At 37.9% G+C, this 20,556-nt stretch carries 18 protein-coding genes and 1 tRNA gene; 9 read left to right on the plus strand and 10 right to left on the minus strand.

The genetic code is table 11. The annotated features are described in order from the left end of the window. Positions 1-558 precede the first annotated feature (558 nt). From MSBR3_RS09860 to MSBR3_RS09870, 3 genes are all read left to right on the plus strand, one after another. On the plus strand, positions 559-1,386 hold the full coding sequence (locus MSBR3_RS09860; RefSeq protein ID WP_048107857.1) for a ribonuclease H family protein: 828 nt from the start codon (positions 559-561) through the stop codon (positions 1,384-1,386). 94 nt (positions 1,387-1,480) lie between these two features. Further along, positions 1,481-2,218, plus strand: a complete 738-nt coding sequence (locus MSBR3_RS09865; RefSeq protein ID WP_230627375.1) for a hypothetical protein — start codon at positions 1,481-1,483, stop codon at positions 2,216-2,218. Positions 2,219-2,494: 276 nt separating this feature from the next. Further along, positions 2,495-3,691 carry a pyridoxal phosphate-dependent aminotransferase gene (locus tag MSBR3_RS09870; protein WP_048107858.1) on the plus strand — a complete coding sequence of 399 codons (1,197 nt, stop codon included), beginning with the start codon at positions 2,495-2,497 and terminating at the stop codon, positions 3,689-3,691. Between the two features lie 244 nt (positions 3,692-3,935). Here MSBR3_RS09870 and MSBR3_RS09875 read toward each other — a convergent pair whose 3' ends face one another. Next, the gene (locus tag MSBR3_RS09875) at positions 3,936-4,700 is read right to left on the minus strand and encodes a hypothetical protein (RefSeq protein ID WP_048107860.1); all 765 of its coding nucleotides are present in this window, start codon (positions 4,698-4,700) and stop codon (positions 3,936-3,938) included. Between the two features lie 612 nt (positions 4,701-5,312). Between MSBR3_RS09875 and MSBR3_RS09880 the strand changes: the two genes are divergently transcribed. After that, positions 5,313-6,626 carry a COG1470 family protein gene (locus MSBR3_RS09880; protein ID WP_052723355.1) on the plus strand — a complete coding sequence of 438 codons (1,314 nt, stop codon included), beginning with the start codon at positions 5,313-5,315 and terminating at the stop codon, positions 6,624-6,626. A 135-nt stretch (positions 6,627-6,761) separates the two neighbouring features. On the opposite strand, the gene MSBR3_RS20240 is transcribed toward MSBR3_RS09880, so the two are convergent. Then, a tRNA-Trp gene (locus MSBR3_RS20240) sits at positions 6,762-6,953 on the minus strand. A 735-nt stretch (positions 6,954-7,688) separates the two neighbouring features. Between MSBR3_RS20240 and nifH the strand changes: the two genes are divergently transcribed. Both nifH and MSBR3_RS09890 read left to right on the plus strand, forming a co-directional pair. Further along, entirely contained in the window at positions 7,689-8,516 is an 828-nt protein-coding gene (nifH, locus tag MSBR3_RS09885) for a nitrogenase iron protein (protein WP_048107862.1), read from the plus strand. A 455-nt stretch (positions 8,517-8,971) separates the two neighbouring features. After that, positions 8,972-9,505, plus strand: coding sequence for a pyridoxamine 5'-phosphate oxidase family protein (locus MSBR3_RS09890; protein WP_048107863.1), 534 nt, complete (start codon positions 8,972-8,974; stop codon positions 9,503-9,505). 224 nt (positions 9,506-9,729) lie between these two features. Here the strand turns inward: MSBR3_RS09890 and MSBR3_RS21750 are convergent, their stop codons facing one another. The 6 genes from MSBR3_RS21750 to MSBR3_RS09915 all read right to left on the minus strand — a co-directional run bounded on the left by MSBR3_RS21750 (position 9,730) and on the right by MSBR3_RS09915 (position 14,239). Beyond that, positions 9,730-9,831 carry a hypothetical protein gene (locus MSBR3_RS21750; RefSeq protein ID WP_155396785.1) on the minus strand — a complete coding sequence of 34 codons (102 nt, stop codon included), beginning with the start codon at positions 9,829-9,831 and terminating at the stop codon, positions 9,730-9,732. 336 nt (positions 9,832-10,167) lie between these two features. Continuing rightward, on the minus strand, positions 10,168-11,556 hold the full coding sequence (gene anfK, locus MSBR3_RS09895; RefSeq protein ID WP_048107865.1) for a Fe-only nitrogenase subunit beta: 1,389 nt from the start codon (positions 11,554-11,556) through the stop codon (positions 10,168-10,170). Positions 11,557-11,571: 15 nt separating this feature from the next. Then, entirely contained in the window at positions 11,572-11,922 is a 351-nt protein-coding gene (gene anfG / locus MSBR3_RS09900; RefSeq protein WP_048107867.1) for a Fe-only nitrogenase subunit delta, read from the minus strand. 21 nt (positions 11,923-11,943) lie between these two features. After that, positions 11,944-13,509, minus strand: a complete 1,566-nt coding sequence (gene anfD, locus MSBR3_RS09905) for a nitrogenase iron-iron protein, alpha chain (protein ID WP_048107868.1) — start codon at positions 13,507-13,509, stop codon at positions 11,944-11,946. Between the two features lie 21 nt (positions 13,510-13,530). Next, positions 13,531-13,908, minus strand: a complete 378-nt coding sequence (locus tag MSBR3_RS09910; RefSeq protein WP_048107870.1) for a P-II family nitrogen regulator — start codon at positions 13,906-13,908, stop codon at positions 13,531-13,533. 13 nt (positions 13,909-13,921) lie between these two features. Continuing rightward, positions 13,922-14,239: a P-II family nitrogen regulator gene (locus MSBR3_RS09915; protein WP_048107871.1), complete on the minus strand. Its 318-nt coding sequence runs from the start codon at positions 14,237-14,239 to the stop codon at positions 13,922-13,924. A gap of 1,414 nt (positions 14,240-15,653) precedes the next feature. Between MSBR3_RS09915 and MSBR3_RS09920 the strand changes: the two genes are divergently transcribed. Together MSBR3_RS09920 and MSBR3_RS09925 are read left to right on the plus strand one after the other, a co-directional pair. Beyond that, positions 15,654-17,057, plus strand: coding sequence for a formylmethanofuran dehydrogenase subunit B (locus tag MSBR3_RS09920; protein ID WP_080942273.1), 1,404 nt, complete (start codon positions 15,654-15,656; stop codon positions 17,055-17,057). A gap of 100 nt (positions 17,058-17,157) precedes the next feature. Next, the gene (locus MSBR3_RS09925; RefSeq protein ID WP_048107873.1) at positions 17,158-17,679 is read left to right on the plus strand and encodes a gamma carbonic anhydrase family protein; all 522 of its coding nucleotides are present in this window, start codon (positions 17,158-17,160) and stop codon (positions 17,677-17,679) included. A 213-nt stretch (positions 17,680-17,892) separates the two neighbouring features. Here MSBR3_RS09925 and MSBR3_RS20250 read toward each other — a convergent pair whose 3' ends face one another. Both MSBR3_RS20250 and MSBR3_RS09930 read right to left on the minus strand, forming a co-directional pair. Further along, positions 17,893-18,096, minus strand: a complete 204-nt coding sequence (locus MSBR3_RS20250) for a hypothetical protein (RefSeq protein ID WP_155396786.1) — start codon at positions 18,094-18,096, stop codon at positions 17,893-17,895. Positions 18,097-19,109: 1,013 nt separating this feature from the next. Continuing rightward, the gene (locus MSBR3_RS09930) at positions 19,110-19,550 is read right to left on the minus strand and encodes a hemerythrin domain-containing protein (RefSeq protein ID WP_048107875.1); all 441 of its coding nucleotides are present in this window, start codon (positions 19,548-19,550) and stop codon (positions 19,110-19,112) included. 411 nt (positions 19,551-19,961) lie between these two features. Here MSBR3_RS09930 and MSBR3_RS09935 point away from each other — a divergent pair, with 411 nt between their 5' ends. Then, the gene (locus MSBR3_RS09935; RefSeq protein ID WP_048107876.1) at positions 19,962-20,165 is read left to right on the plus strand and encodes a DUF2795 domain-containing protein; all 204 of its coding nucleotides are present in this window, start codon (positions 19,962-19,964) and stop codon (positions 20,163-20,165) included. Positions 20,166-20,556 lie beyond the last annotated feature (391 nt).

Below are 20,556 nucleotides of genomic sequence, written 5' to 3' on the forward strand. Positions count from 1 at the left end.
GTTTCGGAGAACCAAAGTAAAAACAACCTTCCTGTCCAAGGTAATGATGGAGTTAAATTCTAAAAAAGGTAAGGAAATAAGACTTTCATTCTCTGGGCATGTTATTCGAAGAATATCATGTGTGTTTTTTATTTCTTTTGCCTTTTACTCCCTTTTGTTATCCGGCAGTGCGCCACTTTTTCTGTAAAATTATAAATCTTATAAAGTTTGTGGTTTGAAAATCCCCTAGCAAGAGAACTGAATTTTGTTCAGTATCCAAAAATTCGACTTTGAATTTACAGAACTTTCGGCACACTGCCTTTTATCCTTCTTTGCTTTTTTACTCCTTTCCTAGCTTTTTTTAGTTTCTTTTTTCTTCTTTTCTTTTAGTTTCTCTTCTCTTTCCTTATTTTTTATTCTACTTATAAGTTATATATTTCTAATATCATACTTTATCAATAGCTATAGCTATTAATTTGTTATTTTGTAGTCCAGCTTGCAGGATTACTGTTTATACGTTTACTCTACATTTTAGTCCATTTTGCAATAGAATCTTCTACTGAACAGGTGAAATTAAGCATGTTTGAGATTTACTGTGATTCTTCCTTTAATGAAGGTGAGGACTCTTATATTGGTTGTACTGTACTTAGGAATGGCAAACAGATCCATCAGTCTACAACAAAGGTTCCCGGTTCCCCTAAAAGTAACCTTGACTGTGAACTTGAGGCCCTTTCTTTAGCTGTAACCTTTACAAACATTTTTGCAAAAGATGCCAGGGATATTACTATTTATAATGATTCTACTGAAGCCGTAAAAGTTTTCCAGAAGGAAAGGCCCGAAATCGAAAAGAAGTTTTCTGGGCTCAGTATTAACTTTGAATACATTCCACGCGAAAAGATAAATCAGGCAACAGCAGACAGTTTATCTAAAAAATTTCCAGTCTTTTTCCTGAATGTTCCAACCTGTGAGGTGGAGTCTTTTTCACGGAGAGATGATATTCTTTCCGATATCGCTCGAAACGGGCGTAATATCCTTTATCTGGAAAAAGTTGAAGAAAAATCCACGAATAAAAAGACCTGCTACAGGTTGATTATCCGTACAATGGATAAAATCCTCTCGAATGACCGGTTTTATCTAATAAAAAAAGGAGGTCCGGGCACACAGGTAAAAGTCGCAGAAGAAATAAGGAAAGATCTATCCGACCCACATGTGCTGTCATCGCTGAAAGCAAAAGGCGTCAGACTTGAAAATTCCTACTTCCTGCTGACGGACGAAACCTGGGGGCTTCGGGGTACAGACAATCAGACCTGTTCCATTCTCCCGAGCTCAATTTCCCACAGGATCATCTGTGACGAAGTAGATCGCTCCCCTGAAAACCTCTTTAGAAGAGCCGAACGCTTCAAGTAACCTTTTCAACCGATGCAATAGTTGACCATGCCAGCAAGGCTTGGGATAAAGTTCTCAAATCCAAATACTTTTTGGGTTTTCGCTCAAGCCTTTTTTGAAAAGGCTTGCGGTCAAGCAGTTTTTTAAAGGGCTTGTGAAAAGGCTTGCAGTACCTAATATTTATGAGTATTCCACTATTATACTATATGGGGTGCGAGTTACGGTAGAATATCCTGAAAATAAGATATGGAAGACTGTTCCCGATGTCCAACGGGAAACAGGAAAAGAATCTGAAGGAAATGCCGAAGAACCGAAAAAACTCGGTCAAGAAGAGGTTAAGTATGCTGGAGTTTCGGCCGGTGAAAACTGTATATCCTGTCTTGAAATACCTGAGGAACAACGTAAAAACTTCATCCTGGATATACAGCAGGTTGCAGAAAAGATACTCAAGGCTCATGGGGTTATCAATGAAGTTGCTGATCTTTTAAAGGGGGAATGGCTTCTTAAGCTTCAGAAATCCGAGTTTGAGAATCAACTGATTCTTGCAAAATATGGAGAAGAAATTTCTATAGGGTTTTTTACTTACTCGGATGATATGCCTGTTCCCGATCCTAACCTTGTTTTGCTCTCACAGGATGGGTTCTGGTATCCCCAGAGAATAGAGGAAAAATTTGAGGAAACGGTTTCTTCTTTCTTTGCGGGGGCATACGGAGACTATGATTTCCTTAATATTATTCCTGAAAATCTTGAAAAGTTCCAGGTTTTCCAGAGAGATTTTGCGAAAACACTTGAAAGCCAGGATTGGAGCGATCCGGGTGTAAAAGTTCTCGAAAAAGTCATGCCAAGAAATTAAGCTATTTTGTAGAGCATTTTATAAAGCTGGTTTCTGTCTTATAAACCGGGTTTATGCCAGGATTTGACTTTTTCTATATTGCTCAGGAAGGTGCCTTTTTCCTTTCGGTTTCTCAGGGTTCAGCTTTTTTCTTTATGTTTTCTCAGTTCTGATCCTGTTTTTTCCCACAGAATATTTAAATCTTGAAAGCATACGCAGTTTCAGATATAACATCAATGTTGTTACTTGCTTTTACTTCAGCTCCTTTCACAATAATTGATTTTCAGAAGGTCTTCTATGTTTTCAATAAATTCCGAATGCATCTTATCAAAGAAATCTGAAGATATCCCTCCTTTCTATGTGATGGAAGTGCTGGAAAGTGCCCAGGCTCTGGAAGCTGAGGGAAGACATATAATCCACCTCGAGGTAGGAGAGCCTGATTTTCCTACGGCTCCGCACATATGTGAAGCTGCCTGTGCTGCTATCGGCCGGGGGTCTACAAAATATACTCACAGCCAGGGACTTCTTTCGCTCAGAGAGGCAATAGTCGAATCTTACCAGCAGAAGTTCGGAGTCGAACTGAGTCCGGACCAGGTTATTGTAACATCTGGCACAAGTCCGGCCCTTTTGATTGTTTTTATGGCTCTACTTGAGAAAATGGATGAAGTTGTGATGTCGAACCCTCATTATGCCTGCTATCCTAATTTCGTGAAATACCTGGGCGGAACTCCTGTCTTTGTTTACACGAGTGAGACAAACGGATTTGCCCTGGAACCGGAAACGGTAAGGCAGTGCCTGAGCCCGAACACTAAAGCTATCCTGATCAATAGTCCCTCAAATCCTGGAGGGCATATCATGCCTCCGGAAAGTTTACAGGGCCTTGCCGAGATCGCGGATGAAAAAGGAATTCCGATTATTTCGGACGAGATCTACCAGGGTTTGATCTATAGTGGGAAAGATCATACTATACTGGAATACACTAAGAATGCTTTTGTCCTTAATGGCTTTTCCAAATTATATGCTATGACTGGCTGGAGGCTTGGCTATATTATCTGTCCTCCTGAATGTATCCGTGCGATTCAGAAAATCCATCAGAACTTTTTCATCTGTGCCAATTCTTTTGTCCAGGAGGCAGGAATTGCAGCCCTGAAAGGTCCACAGGACCATGTTGCCGAGATGGTCCAGACTTACAACATACGCCGCCAGTACATGTTGAAAAGGCTTATTGGGATGGGTCTTGAAGTCCGCAAAGAGCCGACGGGAGCCTTTTATGTTCTTGCTGATGCTCGCAGGTACGGCAGTGACTCCCTGGAACTTAGCCGCCGCATTCTCAACGAGGCTGGTGTTGCGGTCACACCAGGAATCGATTTCGGAAATGGAGCCGAAGGTTATCTTCGTTTCTCCTATGCCAATAGCATCGAAAATATAAAAGAAGGTATGGACAGGCTGGAAGCCTTTTTGGAAAAAGAGCTTGAAGGATCAGAAGTTCTATAATTAAATTAACTGTTTAATTAACCTAATTATTTAATTGACCTAATTATTCACTTAGGTTGATTATTTAATCAAGTTAACTCTTTAATCAAGTCAACTCTTTACTCAAGTTGACTCTTTAATTAAGTTAACTCTTTACTCAAGTTAATAGTCAATTTAATTTATAATTTAATTTAGATCAATCTTTCCTTCAATTTTTCTAACTCTCTAATTAGTTTTTTATACTATTTCTTTTTTCATGCTATTTTTAAAATCCGGAAAGGCTTTTCTGAATTTTGCCATCTTTTTCTGGGCAGAAAAGACCCGTTATCATCCAGGTTCCATACATGAAATGCGTACCCATGATAAAATAAAGTTCCTTTTCTTTCATTAAGTTCGAGAAATATTCTTCTATCTTCCTTTTTACAGCTGCCGGTTCCTGTTCATCTCTTATGATATTCCTTACGGTTTCATTGAACTCCCAATCGAGCAGGATTATTTTATGCCTTCTGCAGGCCTCTTCTCCTTCACACCTGAAGAAAAACCTTATCTCTACAGGCATTTGGGCGGTTTTTTCCCCTTTTTCCAGAAAATCTCCTATGAGGTTAAAGTACTGCTGCCTGTCATAAGGTTCAGTGCTGTTCACCTTTATCTCAAGATCAAGGATTTCCGGCTTTACCACTCCAAGACTTGCTCCTTCGAGATTCAGCTTTTCTATAGACGTTACGAGAGGCAGGACAAGCTCTTTTATTTCTCTTTCTTTAATGGGATTTTCCAGGTTCACGTGACTTAAGACTTTCCTGCTCTCCCACCTGACATCGTGCTCAGGTTTAGTAACCGTGACCTCGAGCAGGTCATTCTTCCTGAAATCAATCATCCCTTCCCCATACCTGAACCCCAGAGGATAGAGCCTCAGCAGTTCTCCATGTTTATTAATACCTATTACCCCTACAGCATGCCCATCCCCATCCTTTTTGCTTTTTTCAGGGGTAGCTCTGACAAGGACTGCTATTTCTTCTTTTTCGCGTCTCAAGATAAAAACCTCTCTTGCTGTTGGTCAGGTTTGAGCAGGTTTAAGCAGCTAGAAGAAGATTGAACTTGCAGGTTATTAACCGTTGGGGGAGCTACGTGAAAGTATTACTTCTTAAACTCTCCTCATCTCCAGTAAAAAGTAACGCTAAAAAACATGTATGAAAAAGAATCTTAAAAGGACATGTACAAAGAAAAACAAAATTAAAGAAAAAAACATTGAGCTGGTGAGATTCGAAATCACGATCGACGGATATCTATTAACAACTGGTTTTGTAATCTGAATTCTGGTTAGCTTCTGTCGGTGCTCCAAAGTTTTCTCATTGTCTTATCCATCGATAATTTCTGAATTATTCCTTTTCTAAATTTGAAGATTTAACACACTCATAAATATTTTATACAATGTGTATATTCTAACTATTACTTCCTAACTTTTAAACCTAAGTGTTTCTGCAACCCCCTCACAATATTATTTTATAGTCGTATGTCTTATGCTGTTGATTTTTCAGTGTAGAGATGTGTTCCTCTGTGATTCGGCAATCATGCAGATTTCTGAAAATCTTTCATGGGTTAGTTAGGAAGTTATGTTCTTAATAAAAAGAATGGAGCATGAAACATGGACAAAACTAATAGTCTCAAGGTAATGCCTCGATTGTTAGGAATGCTGCTTTGCCTGGCATTAATACAGGCCGCATGTGCTCAAACTGGGCAGTTTGACGGAAACTTAGTTTTCGGGAATGTTACTTACGAAAATGGAACTTATGAAAATGATACCTTTGATACGGGATTCATCGATGGAAATGTAACTGATGGAAATGTCACAGTACACACTATAAATCCGACGTCTTTTTCTATGTATATGGTAGCAGGAAATAGTGAAAAATTTACTGTTAGTTTCAAGAACGAAGGTAATGAAACGCTCGTTGTAACCCCTAAAGTAGTTTCTACGTCTAACAGTGGGAACGACACAATTAGAAGCTGGACCACTATATCTCCAATGAACGTGACCGTAGAGCCAGGAGCACTACAGGACTTTACAGTTAATGTAAATGTGCCCAGAGATGCAGAAAGCGCGAACTATCAAGCAGCTATAGCCTTCACAGATGATCTTTTCCCATACTCTACGGAATATGTAAACTCTATGAAGCTTGATCTTTTCGTCCAGGCTAGTCCGAAAATCGAGCTTCAGGCAAGTTCTATCTCTGATACCGTTAAGGCTGGACAAGAATATGAGTACAGGATGAAAATCAAAAATGTAGCAGACAAAGATATTACTATTGATCCTAAGGTAAACAGATACGCGTATGCTAATTCACTTGATACGTTTGCTCTTAGCGATGATGCAATAGTGATTTCTGCACCTTCGGTTATAAAGGCAGGCGATATAGCTAACATAATCATTAAGTTACCTGTCCCGGAAAATGCAACAGGCTCATATAACGGGTATATTGACATGAACGTTGATAAGAAAGCTAATGACGGATCTAACCCCCAAATAGGTCTGTACTTCAATGCTATGCAGCAGCCTACAGTTCCTTACGTGAAAATCTTCAACACTACAACTACTGCCCCGATAGCAATTGATATCTCGACCGATACTTACGACCCTGCTATGGGACTACGTATCTCTCCTAAAAATGAAGAACCGTCTTTTGAAGTAAAACTAAAGTATAATTCCCAATTTGTTTCCATATACCCTACAAAAATAACTCAAACAAGCAATGTAAATACTGGGGAATACTATTTCCCGGCATGGGCACTGGATGACAGCACGATTTATCAGAATACAAACAATCATTATGTGGAAACATACGCGGTTTCTGGGGCAATTGGAACGTGGGAACTCCAGATTATGCCGAAAAACACTGCAAGTTTTGGATATTCGATAACGTCGGAAAATCAAGATAAAAACCAGCACATATCAAAGTAAGGGTTTAGAGTAGGTTAGCAGGGTTTAGCTTTATATGCTCTGGATCCTGCTGCCTATATATTAATAGAGATTCTATCTCGGCTACACTCAAGAAGACTAATTCATGATTAATCTCAAAACTATAAATTAAAAACGTGGGGCTGGTGAGATTCGAACTCACGATCGACGGGTATCTCCGAACAACTGCTTATACAGTCTTCTGGTGAGCATCTATCAGTGCTCCAACGGTTCCTCATTATCCTACCCCGTCGGGTTAGACTCGGTAGACCCGTTGTTCATCATTTATCCGCTGGAGCCCATCGCCATGCCGGGCTAGGCCACAGCCCCTTTACAAGGATACCCAGATATCCTTCTTCTTTTAAATACTTATCGGCAGGAAATGATGTTTTTGTGAAAAAAGTATGCTTTTTGAAAAAGTGTGAGGGCAAATCTTTTATCATAGCTTATATTTTATATTTTTATAGTTTATGTTTTATATTTTATATTTAGTCGTAAATTATATGGTCTCGTTATTATGCCCGTTCATATTTTGCCAGGCATGTTTACTCTATATGCAACTTCTGAGTTTCGACAAAACAATTTGTTTCCTTGCTTTAAGTATTCGATATATGTTAATTTGAACATAACGGAGAATGGCACTTACCTTTTGAGAGAGGTGAGTATTTGGATGCGAGATAACTTACAGTTTATTCTTTTGAATACTGATAAATTTCAATTTTATTGAGTTCTTACGGCTATTGATCTTGTTTTAAAGTTATAGTACCTTTGTTTCTAATTTGGATCTGCCAAAATTTAGGGTTCTTGTTCTACTATTCTCCATTTCCTTTGTTAGAAAAGTTATATATAGTATTAAATAGGAAATAGGTTACTGTATTCCGTTAATATAAACTATGTTATGGTTACTGAAACATATCATACTTGAAGCAAATATAGGAGGTATGGAACTGAAGTAAGCTATACAGAAGAATTTCGCTGCCTGTTAGAAACTCAATAGTTGCTTAAAATCGAACGCTGAAAGAAGTGAATTTTGGTACGGTTGTAATAAATCTTTGAGGAATATCAATGACCAGAAAAATTGCTTTTTATGGAAAAGGTGGAATCGGAAAATCCACCACTCAACAAAATACTGCAGCAGCTATGGCATATTACCATGGCAAAAATGTTTTCATCCACGGGTGTGACCCAAAAGCCGACTGCACTCGTTTAGTACTTGGCGGCGTGCCTCAAACCACGATAATGGACACGCTTAGGGATGTAGGGGAGGAATCTGTAACAATCGAAAATGTGGTCAATACCGGTTTTAACGGCATCAGATGCGTCGAATCCGGTGGTCCAGAACCTGGTGTCGGCTGTGCTGGCAGAGGGGTTATTACTGCAATAAATCTTATGGAGGAGTTAGGAGTTTATTCTGAAGATCTGGACTTTGTTCACTTCGACGTACTGGGTGATGTTGTCTGTGGCGGTTTTGCAATGCCGATTCGAGAAGGAAAAGCCCAGGAAGTATACATAGTGGCATCTGGAGAAATGATGGCAACTTATGCAGCAAATAATATCTGTAAGGGCCTGTTGAAATATGCCGAACAAAGTGGCGTGAGGTTGGGAGGGATTATTTGCAACAGTCGTAAAGTTGATAATGAGCTCGAAATGATGGAAGAGTTCGTATCCGAACTTGGGACACAACTGATACATTTTGTACCTCGAGACAACATTGTTCAAAAAGCTGAGTTTAATAAAAAAACTGTTGTGGAGTACGATCCCGAATGCAATCAAGCACTTGAATACGGAAAACTCGCCAAGAAAATCCTGGAGAATGATATGTTTGTGATCCCTAAACCATTAAGTATGGATCAACTGGAGAAAATGGTAGAAAGGTATGGTCTTATGGATTAATTCAAGGCATTCAAAATAAAAAAATGTACTTAAAATACCTTCGAAAAAAAATAATCACAAACTTCATAAGCTGGGTATTACCCCTTCAAAATGATTCTGGTAGAAAAAAGATAAGGGGTACCTGGCAGATACCAGTTACTTTAAATTAAGAATAGTTTGGTAAGAAAAAATGAATATCTGAATTTAAGTTTCTAGATATCTGAATTTAAGTTTCAGGGTGTATGGTTCTTATGTGTAATATTAAGATGAATATTTCTGCATGAACCTGCAACTTTCCGCTGGAACGAAATCCTGTACTAATCAGTGCAGGATTCTTCAATTATACTTTGTTTTTATACTTAATTCCAAAAATACGGTCTCATCCTTTACAACAACCGAATAGAGCGAGAAATCAATGATTATTCAACCAATATAGTTTTTACACAACAAAAAAACATAAAGATGGGTGTTTTCTGATGGATCAAGTTCGTTATACGCAAAGAAACTGTACAGACAAAGAGAAAATAGAAAATTTTCTTTTGCATGAAAGAACAGGTGTGCTGGGAATGGTAAGTGATAGTTTTCCTTATGCTATTCCAATGAATTATGTGTGGCACAAAGGTTCAGTTTACTTTCATGGCATGGGTTCTGGCAAAAAGGAAGATATTCTTTCCCAAAGTCCGCATGTTTGTTTTACAATATATAAGGAGCATGGTACCGTAATTGATCCTATGCCCTGCCATGCTGATACGGCATATATGAGCGTAATGCTTTTTGGAAAGGCAGAAAAAGTAACCGACTTCGAAGAAGCTGCTGAAGCTCTTCAGAGACTGGTCGATAAATATATGCCAGAGTATTACAGTAACTCTCTAACCAGCAATTTTATTGAAAAATATCGCTCTTCGCTTGACGAAAATCCGGTTTCGGTGTATAGAATAACGCTGGAAGGGATAACAGCTAAAGAAAACTCCGTAGAGTCTGAACAACTGTTCAGCTCGGAAATATCTTAATTATATGGAAATATCTTAATTATATAGTATTTATATGAAACGAGGCCTTTTGGGAGAAAGTCCCAAAAACGCCTTTTTATAGTACTTTTCATTACGATCCTTATTAAGAGAAGTGAAATCTGATATTGATATGCTGGCATTCACAAGGTTGATATATTTACTATTCTGAAAGTCGTTTTGTTTGGCAACTTATTTACAACTTTATATTTAAACCCTAAAACCTCTTATTCTATGTTAAAACACTTTGGAACAGGACTGAAAAAAACGTTCAAATTGTTAAATATTCCCTTTTTAAAATGTGGAATTAAAACTTTCTTTGAACTCAAATCAGGATTTTTAAGAGGACTTTTTCAAGGTTAAGGAAAAAATCACCTTTATTCACACCGGGTTTTGCTAAAATTTTTAGTGAAGCGAATGACATAAAAAAATAGCTAATAAAAACGTAGAGATGCACCCCTGCATATCTCTGTTTCGCCAAAGATGAGAGAGCGAAATATTCATTGTTTGCAATAGGATGCACACAGTTGTGGCTTAATATTTTTATATATTTTTAATTGATTTTACCAGAACTAATTAACACTGTTAACTGAAAGAGCATAATAAAAGCTCAATTGAATCTTACATTATTAGACTGTTCAATGTTTTTCGTCTTTAAATTCCCCTTACCATACATTCAGTAGCCATTCCCTATCCTTTTTGTACTCCATATCGGCGAAAAACGTATTTGCCATCTGTTCAGCAAGCCACATAGCACCTTCATATCCAACAACTGGATGGCGGTACATTCCTGCACGATCAAAAGTGGGGAAACCCACACGAACCATAGGAATATTGTTGTCGATAGCAGTCCAGCGACCTTTGGAATGTCCCATAATCAAATCAAGCTCAACTTCTTTATCCTTGATCCTCCGTTCAAGTTCCCATAGATCTGCGTTCATAATAATTTCCATATCGAACTCGACTTTTTCCTGTAATTCCTTGATGCGTGGATCATCCTTATATGTAGTATTGTCATCACCAAGAAGCAAAACCACAGGTTTCATTTCCATATCGAGGCAGAATTCAGCAAGACCGATGACAAGGTCTGGATTTCCGTAAATAGCAACCTTCTTGTCTGCGAAAAACATATGAGTAAGGTCAGTAATTGCATCGATTGCAATTCCTCTTTCGCGAACAAGTGATTCTGGAATTGGTTTTCCTGTCATTTTCTTCAAATTTTGCAGGAAAGTGTCCGTGTTACGAATTCCGATAGGAGTTGGTCCTATTATTGCAGGAACATTGAACTCGCTTTCAAGATATCGGGCAGCTTTCGCACCTTCATATCGGTTCAGTGCAATTGTTCCCATTGCATCCGCAGTTCCGGTCAGATCTTCTATCGTTGTACTGCCATGGGCAAACCCACTTTTATCCGGCATCAAAGGAGAATCAAAGCTTTCGATTTCAAAAAGGACTGTTGCATCTATGTCCATTGCTGACAGAAGGTGCTTAAGTGCTATAACATCTCCGGGATTGACCCATCCGGTGATTAGATTGATTTTTCCATTAGGTTTCTCTTTTTTTGCAAACGCCTTTACTATATCATGGACCGCCACATCATATCCGGTTACCATACTTCCTTTAAAACTTGGAGTATGGATTGGAATAAGGTGTACTTCCCGGTCTGCATATTTTTCTTTCAAAAGTTTTTTATTCAGCTTCCTGATAAGACCATCAATATCATCGCCAATAACTTCCGTCGAGCACGTCGTGATGATCGGTACGACTTTCACATGTGGATACCTCATCAAAAGAACATCTACAGCTTCCTCGACTCTATTAAGAGCCCCAAACACCGCACCGTCCTCGTGAAGAGACGAAGATGCAAGCTCGAAGCTATCCTTGAAATGCTGTGCCAATAGCATACGAACAAACATTACGCATCCCTGTCCCCCATGAACAATAGCGATACAGTCCTTTATTCCTATACTTGCATACTGTGCTCCGCAAGGCTGGCATGTGAATATAGGGTTGATAATTCCTGGACGCTCTCGTTGTTTTAGTTCACAAGACATAATATTTCCTCTTACTTAATAAATCGGGTTAGTGAGTTCTTGGTTAAGTGACCCATTGATAGTTAAGTAATCTATACGCTCCTTGAGCCCCTGCATAAGCAGCTTGATGTCTTTTTTATCCATTGTGCCTAACCACGGGCACGTTTTTTTGAACCCATTTGCTAAATACACAGCATCTACCCAATAGCACCTATCTGAAGGTGTGCTGAGATTAACAGGTTCGTCGCACAATAACTGCATGGTTTTTGTAAGGATCTCTTCGTTTTGTCTCTCTCTGTCCCAGGCACGTGAATGAAACTGCCACAGGCACCATTTCATAATAAAATCTACAAGCTGCTCTATCCTATCTTTCATAACGTCGTCCATTAATGACCTCACCTCCCTCTATTATACCATGCCAAGCTGTTGCTGTAATTCAAGCTTTGGATATTTTTTCCCACGCAATTTTGTCACAATATCCCATTCGCCAGTATACGGTCTCTCTTCAACTGGGGTAGCCCCATCCTCAATAATATTCACGTCGGAAATCATCTGTCTGGTCATGAACCCTTTATCAGTGGGAATTTCATCCTTACTGATATCCAATCCCGAAAGCTGGTGAATCGGTGAATATATTGCGTTGTAGATATCTCTGGCAAGCCTTACCCATCCCTCAAACCCTTTATACGGGCCATTGTCATATGCATGAATATTGAGATATGGGATCCTCATCTTTTTGGAAACTTCTCCAGGACGAACACCTGTAAGGACACAATCGGGTTTTAACATCTCCATGGCTTCAAGTCCCTCAAGTTCGTTAGGGTCGTCAATTGCAAGTGCTCCTTCACTGCACCGAGCAACACCTTTTTCGAAGTCTCCCTGATGACCGAATTTTGAATACACAGAGACAACTTTAACTCCCATTTCTTCTTCAATTACATGTGCCCAATGCCAAAGTTTGGAGCCACCAGGCCAGAGACAGATTTTTTTTCCTTTCAGACGTTTAGCGTACCAGTTGAGTTCCGGCCTCCATCGGGCAGTTTCTTCATCTATAATGGCCTGTGCTTCTTTTTCAAGTCCGAAAAACATAGCTACTTTCATTAGTGATGCTGAGAGCGGTTCAAAACCAAACCCATCAATATCAAGACGTGGAATTCCATATATTTTTCTGAGTTCGTTACAGATGTATTCAGACGAACGTGCACATTCAAGAACATTGAGTTGGGCTAGGTGCATGCCTCTTAGGTCATCGTAGGACCCATTTCCAGTAAAAGTAGAGAGAACCTGAATCCCCATTCTCTGGAAAAAATCTATCATAACTTCTGCATCACCCTGGATGTTATAGTCACCAACATAATTAATAACATATTTACTTTTTATCTCAGGTTCAAATGTCCCGACTTTTTGATCTATCCAGGCAATATTGATTTTGTGATGTCCTCCTGACTGGCTCGGCCCTCCGAAACCCGGAGCATTGCAGACGAAAATGTCAACGTCTGGCATTTCGTCCATCACTTTTTTCGCAACAGCATTTATATCGTCCCCGATAAGTGCTGAAGCGCAAGTTTGATAGATACTCATTCTTTTGATGTGGGGAAAGGCCTTGAAACAATCAATAATATTCTGTTTAAGCATTTTTTCAGCGCCGAATACGACGTGTTTTTCCTTCATATCAGTTGCAGCGGTATATTTAAGCTGAAAATTGTCGTTATCGCTAATGTAACGCTTAGTGTGCCAGGTATCGTAGGTGCATCCAACCGGACCATGGCACAGATGAATGACATCTTTCATAGGTGAGCCTATTACGTGTTTTGCGCCACAGAAAGCACATCCCCTCTCTGAAATCGTCCCAGGAATCGTGTTGAGGTATCCAAGTGGAAGACAGGACGTCAAGTCTTCACCTGGACCTTTTATAACAGCATGCATTGCCCTTTCGGGAATACATTCGCTACATTCAAACGTATGATATGGCATCGGTTTGTTTCTCCTTATTTTTTATAAAAGGGCACTGTCTCCCTGTTCATCCGTTCTTACTCTAATGGCATCATCAACAGGACAGATGAAAATTCTCCCATCGCCGATTTCACCAGTTTGGTTTACCTTAATAATTGTTTCAACAATTGTGTCAACGTCTTCATTACAGGCAACTATGGAGAATAGGCGCTTGGGAATGTATTCCATTCTCCTTCCAGCCTTTATGCTCTGATCCAGAACTTCAGGGCGAATATCAATTTCAAGTTCGGTTGCAATGCCTTTTTGTTTACCTCTTCCAAACACCGGAAGCGCAGTTAAACTTGGAACACCGAGTTTTTCAAGGGCTTCTTTTGTAGGAATAACTTTTTTTGGACGGATAATTGCAATTATTTCTTTCATAATTGCCCCCTCCTCAAAGACCTACATCCCCTGTGCGTATCGTATATGCATTGTCAACGGGGATGACAAAAATTTTACCGTCCCCTTGATGACCGGTGTATGCTTTATATTTGATAATTTTAGCAACTTCTTCAACATGCTCATCTTCTACAACTAAAATAAGCATGGTTTTAGGAAGCTCATCATAGTGTACTGTCCCGATCGTGATTCCATTTTGTTTTCCACGGCCGAATACATCTATTTTTGTTAATGAAACAAATCCCCCCTCTGCAAGCCCTTCTATAACGTCATCAGCGGCTTCGGGACGTATTAAAGCTTTGATCATTTTCATATTAATCCTCCTTTCACCGCCGGACAAACTTTGTCACACGAAACATCATTCGGCGGCAAATGAGGTTTTGTGGTGTACAATGAAGTTTTATGTTTTCTAGTGAATGAGATCTTATTCGTGAGATTTTGCAATGGTATTTAAGTGATCAATCCTTGCCCAGATCTTGTGATTACTTTTTCTCCGTAATCCATATCCAGAAGCTTTATGGCAACAAAAGTTTCTTTTCGATAATTTCAAATGCAAGCTTGCCTCTTCCTTTTTTTCGGTTACACAGATTATCGTAATCAACAAAAAGTCGGACTTTATTTCTGCAGCATTTTGTTCCGGCATATAGCGAATTGTTCGAGTTTTAATAATCTTTCAATGTGTTTTAACCTCCTTTTGTACTTTTACTCGTTATGTTACTTTAGACATAATGTATATTTATAATACAGGAAAGCAGTAACCTATTTCCTATTTATTAGTATATATAACTTCCCCCAATCTCGGGTTTGATATTGTTTACTCTTTAGAATAGGAACGTTACAATATTTTAAATTTAATATAAAAGATGTGCTTAAAAATAAATTATGTACATTATTTAATTAGCATTTTAAGCTTATTTATTGTTAATTTAAAATGACTGGACATTCAAGTAGTTTAATAAGTCTTTACTTGTTAGTTCAATATAGAGAAAAACTAGATATGTTTGCATATACCGATCACATTTAACTATAAAAAGTCAAAATGAACGTTAAGGTAATTGATAATGTTTCCTCATTCAAAATACTTTTTTTTGAACATATCAGTCATTATGATCTCAGAATTTACCATTCAGGGGATAACACTTTTTAATTTTACCTTTTAAGGTATTTCATGTGCTTAGCTTCAGATTATAAATCTCGAGAATTTACTGAGGTTATTCCCTATGTAGTCAACTTATATATAATAATATAACACTTCTACTCAAAAAATTGATGTCGATATGTTTATATTTGAGTTGTAAATCTATTTCCTAATACAAGTTCTTCATACAAGTCGTATGAGTTTGAACGAGAAGACAGTTTACTGGTGACAAGCGTGAATCTGAAAATCTACTAACTGGTAAACTACAGCAAAAACTTGAACACGGTTTTTTTTCTATTGGGATCTGGAAAGTTATGGTCTCTCCTGAATTCCCCCACCCGTCTTCCAGGATGCAGGGAAAAAGGCGTATTCCTGAAAACCTGTTGACATTGAAGTACTAGTTCATAAAAATGGTACAGTGCTGTGAAATTACTGTGCACTGTTCATTGGCATGAAAGTGAACTGCTGTACAGCAAACAGAACAATGTTGAGAGGTCAGTAAAATGCAAGATGAGAAGTTACTATCGATTTTTTTTGAAGAATACACCGAAAATACAATATCAAGGTTTTGTTCCGGAGAGCAGAGAGTATGATTCACAAAAACATAGTCTGTCCGGTTTGTGGAGCTGCCTGCGACGATATCCAGATTGAAATCAAGGATGGAAAGATTGAAACGAAAAACGTATGCAAGATGGGAATTTCCAGGTTTAAGGAGATTACAAGTCCCAGGCGGTTTAAACAGCCCCTTCTAAAGTTCGGAGGGAAATTAAGACCGGTTTCCTGGGACGGGGCCCTTCAAATAGCTGCAGACATTCTGACTTCGGCGAAGCGTCCTCTGATTTACATAGGCAGTGAAACTTCCTGTGAAGCATATGAAGTTGGGCTCATGATCGGAGAATATCTTGGCGCAATTGTTGATACAGTCGGCAATGGGGCCATAGTGATGGGAACTCAGGAAGCCGGAAAAGTCGGTGCTACTGAAGGACAGAAGAAAAACAAGGGAGATCTTATGGTTTACTGGGGAACAAACCCACTTGAATCCATGCCCAGACAGATGTCCAGATATGGGGTTTTCCCCAGAGGTTACTGGACAAAGCGAGGGCGTTTTGACAGGACAATCCTTACTGTAGACCCAAGAAAAACACTAACTGCTAAAGCTTCTGACCTTCAGGTGCAGCTTAAACCCGACTCAGACTATGAACTGGTAAGTGCACTGTTGACACTTTTGAACGGAAGAGTTCCCCATCATTCAGTAGAGGAAATCACAGGAGTTTCCGTTCATGTTATGGAAGAGATGCTTGATTTGATGAAGAACTGCAACTTTGGGACTATCTCAGTAGGGGCTGGACTGTCTTCATCTCCTGGGAAGTACAGGAATATCGAAATTGCCATGAGCCTTGTGAAAGAGCTGAACAAATATTCCAAATTTACCCTTGGAATTATCCGCAGTCACTGCAACGCGGCAGGCTTTAGCCAGGTTGCTTCCTACATGTACGGTTACCCTTTCGGGCTTGACTTCATGCGAGGCCACCCGCGTTATAACCCTGGAGAATTTACAACCGTAGATTTGCTTCGAGAAAAAGACATAGATGCAGCTTTTGTAATATGTGCCGATCTTTTGAGTCAGATCCCGCCTGACTGTGCAACTTACCTTGAAGAAATTCCTTTGATCTGCCTGGATACAATTCCCTGTCCAACTACGTCTCTCTCAGACATTGTACTCCCTGGAGTCATTGACTCTATGGAGTGTGAAGGGACTTTCTACAGACTTGACGATGTGCCTGTTTATTTTGAACCGTTCCTTGATTCACCGTTTAAATTCACCCAAAGTAACGAAGACACCTTAAAACAGCTTTTTGAAAAAATAAAAGAGAAAAAAAATCAGGATAGTATTTTTCAGGACAGTGTTTTTCCGTTTACATATATTGATGATCTTAAAACTCAAAATTGCTCTTCGAGATCTTATACTTCGAGCGGCCAGTTAAGTTTTTGATAATGAAAATAATTCTGAAATCACTGGTTTCGGAATAAAATTATTTTGGAGATTAGCTATATAATAAGTTAATTTTTGATACATAAAAAGGAGAGATTTGATGATAACGAGTTATAAAGACAAAAACCCGAAAATCTCAAAGACAGTTTTCGTTGCAGACTCTGCTGATATCATCGGAGATGTAGAAATTGGGGATTCTTCAAGTATATGGTTTAATGCTACGCTTCGAGGAGACCAGAATAAAATAAAAATCGGAAACCGAACAAGTATCCAGGATAATGTGGTAATTCATGTAGATTCTACTAATGAAGTACAAATCGGGGATAATGTCACTATAGGACACGGTGCAGTACTCCATGGTTGCAGAATCGAAAATAATGTGATTATAGGAATGAACTCTACAGTATTGAACGGTGCTGAAATAGGGAAAAATTCCATTGTCGGTGCAAATGCACTAGTTCCTGAAGGAAAAAAATTTCCTGAAAGAAGCCTGATCATTGGAGTTCCGGGAAAAGTAAAAAGAGAACTCGAAGAAGTAGAAATCGAGGCTATATTAAGAAATGCTGAAGAGTATGTAGAACTTACAAAGGAGTACAAGGAAAAGAGTAAAGTTAATGTTTAAGTCAATAAGCTTTTCTTTAAGCTTATAACTTAAATATTCGCTTTTTTTAGGCTTATAACTTAAGTATTCGCTTTTCTCAGCTTTTAACTTAAAAATCAACACCCAGGGCGGTGCTACTACCTCTTCAGCTCTTTTCTCTCTGGTGTGACAGGCCATTTTACTTTTTGTCAAGCCTTATGGGTGCCCTGGAGGTTGTTCACTTGCTTTAATTTGTCAAGGTTTTAAAAAGAAAGGCGATGCGTGCACGTCTTTCCGTCGTGGCGAACTGTACCAGTTAACCTTTAAAAAGAGCATGACATTCATCAGAATGTGATGCGTTTCGTTTCTTTTTTCGGATGAGCCTGTTCCTGAGTCTGCAAATGGCGAAAGAAAAAGCCTGCCCTGAATTCTTGTTGAGCATGGGTGTTTCTTAGGCATGGCGAAGCCTATCTGCCGTTAACACCTATGCGCTTTTATTCAATTGTAAGAAATTGTTTTCCATTATTTTCTTTGTCGTGGAGAAATTTTACTTTGCTGAAAATTTCTCCGGGAAATTTTCCTGAAATTCAAGGGAATTGTTCTAAATTTTTCTGAAAAAATGGTGAAAATTTTCTCCTCCTCTAGGCTATTAGTAGATAGTAGCTTTTTGTCGCCAATTTTTGGAGACAACTTTTTTTTCGGCTCTTGTTGCTGGTTTCATTCTTCTCAAATATTTTGACCTCGATATCACATAAGTATAATTTTGCTAACAAAATACTATGTTTTTGTATGATTGGGTTAATTTACTATGAAAAGATTAAGCAAATTTTGCTTAAATCCGTTTTTCGAGGTTCTTGCTATCGAATTTTTATTATCTACTTTCAAAATATATAATTAAAAAACAGTATGAGAAGGTTCAACGTAAAGATTAAGTAAATTTTGCTTAAAACCTTTTTTTGGGGAACTTGCTATCGAATTTTTATTATCTACGAGCCGATCCCAAAACTCAAAATTGGTTTCCATAATATCAAACTTTAAATAATTAATTAGGTTTCTTGCCATGAAAATATAATTAAGAAACTTTTATGGTTTTGTTGCAAAAGTATTATGAAAGAGATTCACTAAACTTGATTTTTCAGGATGTTTGATATCCGAACTTTATGAGATAAAAGGTTTGTATTTCACTAAAGTACGAGTATTCTATGGCAAAACGTCGGATATTTTAGGGTTCTGTCAAGTCTATGAGGAATAGAGAATTTATGGGTTTGACAGTAGCTGAAAAAACTCTTCTCTCTCAATGACTTGACAGAACCTGGTTATCGTAAACCCGACGTGGATGATATTTACAAAGGCTTAATTGCATTTGAAAATGGATAAAGATTGAAATCCGAAAATTAAATTAAAATAGTTAGTAATTTACTGTCAGGTTTGAATACAGGTTATCTCTATTCTCATATTGTTCTTCATAGCTTTTAACCCATAATAGGTTGTGGTTTGAAGTTTTTCGAAAATTCTGCATATTGTTTAGCTATCTCTTGAGCTTGGTTATCACTTATCACTTTTTGAGCAGCAGGAAACACCTTGTTTTCTTCTTCTTCCACATGATGGCTTACTACTTTATCTAAAGCATGGACTGTAGCAATCCAACTTCTATCTCCTTCACTACTGTTGTCCAGTTCTTGCAGTATTGTCTTTATTTCTTCGTGTTCGTCATAAGCATGATTAACAAGCTCAATTAACTCTTCATTTTCTTCAAGCGCAGGATAGAAAAGTTCTTCTTCACCAAGTAAGTGAGGTTGAAGTTTAGCTTTTATCTGATTAAAAGTATTCTTTGTATCATCCTGCGTTGCTTTCTTTATGAGTTCAGATACTTCACTGTGTTCTTTAATCAATATGTCATAAATCTTATCCATACTTCCCCTCCCTCATATGAGGTATACGTATTAATATTCGTAAAAGCATATATATTTAATTATTACTTCTAATTTATAAAAAAGTGGAAGCAGTAGCTAAAAACATTAACCAATGTTGAATCCGTTCAAAAGCAAGGACGTGCGATGTAAAAGTTTCCCAGAAGAGACTAATAATGTTCTTGCTATCTATACAGTGTTTTTTAGACAAACTATTGTATAAACTTAATTATGATCACAATGAAATTACATCAAATTTCATTTCTTTTATTTGATTCGTTTATATATAATAGATAATATATTAAAATTAACGGAAAATTGTCCGTTAATCGTGTATTTATAAAATGTGGTTAATAAAAGTAGAAATAATCCGTACAATATTGAAAACGGACTTAAAACATAAGGGGAAAAGTTATGAGAGCAAGTATGGCTGATGTTGAACATGCATTGAAAGGTATCGATTTTCCTAAGAATAAGAATGAAATCATTCAGTATGCTAAGCAGAACAATGCTAGCAACGAAATAGTTTCCGATTTACAGGACCTTTCTGATCGTACGTATAACAATGCTGCTGATGTTGCTAAAGAGTTCAGCGGGAAGAAACTGAAAGGAGAATAAAAATAAAAAGTACCTATTATCGTGTTTAATTATTTTTTTGCATTATTTTTTGACAAAGAGCACAACACTTTTATGATAAGCTCTATAAAGAAGTTAATCTAACTAATTTTTAGAACAATTGCTTACAGTGGTAGCATACCGAAAGCTCTGTAAAATTAAAAATATTATAAAGTTTGTGGTTTGAAAAGCCCCTAGCAAGACAACTGAATTTGTTCAGTAAACAAAAATTTGGTTTTGAATTTACAAAACTTTCGGCACACTGCCGATTTTGTCAAATTTTTAATATGTAGGTTTACATATTTATTTTAATATTTTTGCAATTCAACCTCCTCTTTAGATATACATTTTGTATTTTGCTCTAGTCTACTATTTTTATGAGAAAACTTAATTA

This window comes from Methanosarcina barkeri 3 (assembly GCF_000970305.1).
GTDB classification, from domain to species: domain Archaea; phylum Halobacteriota; class Methanosarcinia; order Methanosarcinales; family Methanosarcinaceae; genus Methanosarcina; species Methanosarcina barkeri_A.

Bases quoted from the DNA above. Each gene is read 5' to 3' on its own strand.
- MSBR3_RS09860 (WP_048107857.1), top strand. From the start codon at position 559: ATGTTTGAGATTTACTGTGATTCTTCCTTTAATGAAGGTGAGGACTCT.
- MSBR3_RS09870 (WP_048107858.1), top strand. From the start codon at position 2,495: ATGTTTTCAATAAATTCCGAATGCATCTTATCAAAGAAATCTGAAGAT.
- MSBR3_RS09880 (WP_052723355.1), top strand. From the start codon at position 5,313: ATGGACAAAACTAATAGTCTCAAGGTAATGCCTCGATTGTTAGGAATG.
- nifH (WP_048107862.1), top strand. From the start codon at position 7,689: ATGACCAGAAAAATTGCTTTTTATGGAAAAGGTGGAATCGGAAAATCC.
- MSBR3_RS09890 (WP_048107863.1), top strand. From the start codon at position 8,972: ATGGATCAAGTTCGTTATACGCAAAGAAACTGTACAGACAAAGAGAAA.
- anfK (WP_048107865.1), bottom strand. From the start codon at position 11,556: ATGTCTTGTGAACTAAAACAACGAGAGCGTCCAGGAATTATCAACCCT.
- anfG (WP_048107867.1), bottom strand. From the start codon at position 11,922: ATGGACGACGTTATGAAAGATAGGATAGAGCAGCTTGTAGATTTTATT.
- anfD (WP_048107868.1), bottom strand. From the start codon at position 13,509: ATGCCATATCATACGTTTGAATGTAGCGAATGTATTCCCGAAAGGGCA.
- MSBR3_RS09910 (WP_048107870.1), bottom strand. From the start codon at position 13,908: ATGAAAGAAATAATTGCAATTATCCGTCCAAAAAAAGTTATTCCTACA.
- MSBR3_RS09915 (WP_048107871.1), bottom strand. From the start codon at position 14,239: ATGAAAATGATCAAAGCTTTAATACGTCCCGAAGCCGCTGATGACGTT.
- MSBR3_RS09920 (WP_080942273.1), top strand. From the start codon at position 15,654: ATGATTCACAAAAACATAGTCTGTCCGGTTTGTGGAGCTGCCTGCGAC.
- MSBR3_RS09925 (WP_048107873.1), top strand. From the start codon at position 17,158: ATGATAACGAGTTATAAAGACAAAAACCCGAAAATCTCAAAGACAGTT.
- MSBR3_RS20250 (WP_155396786.1), bottom strand. From the start codon at position 18,096: ATGCCTAAGAAACACCCATGCTCAACAAGAATTCAGGGCAGGCTTTTT.
- MSBR3_RS09930 (WP_048107875.1), bottom strand. From the start codon at position 19,550: ATGGATAAGATTTATGACATATTGATTAAAGAACACAGTGAAGTATCT.
- MSBR3_RS09935 (WP_048107876.1), top strand. From the start codon at position 19,962: ATGAGAGCAAGTATGGCTGATGTTGAACATGCATTGAAAGGTATCGAT.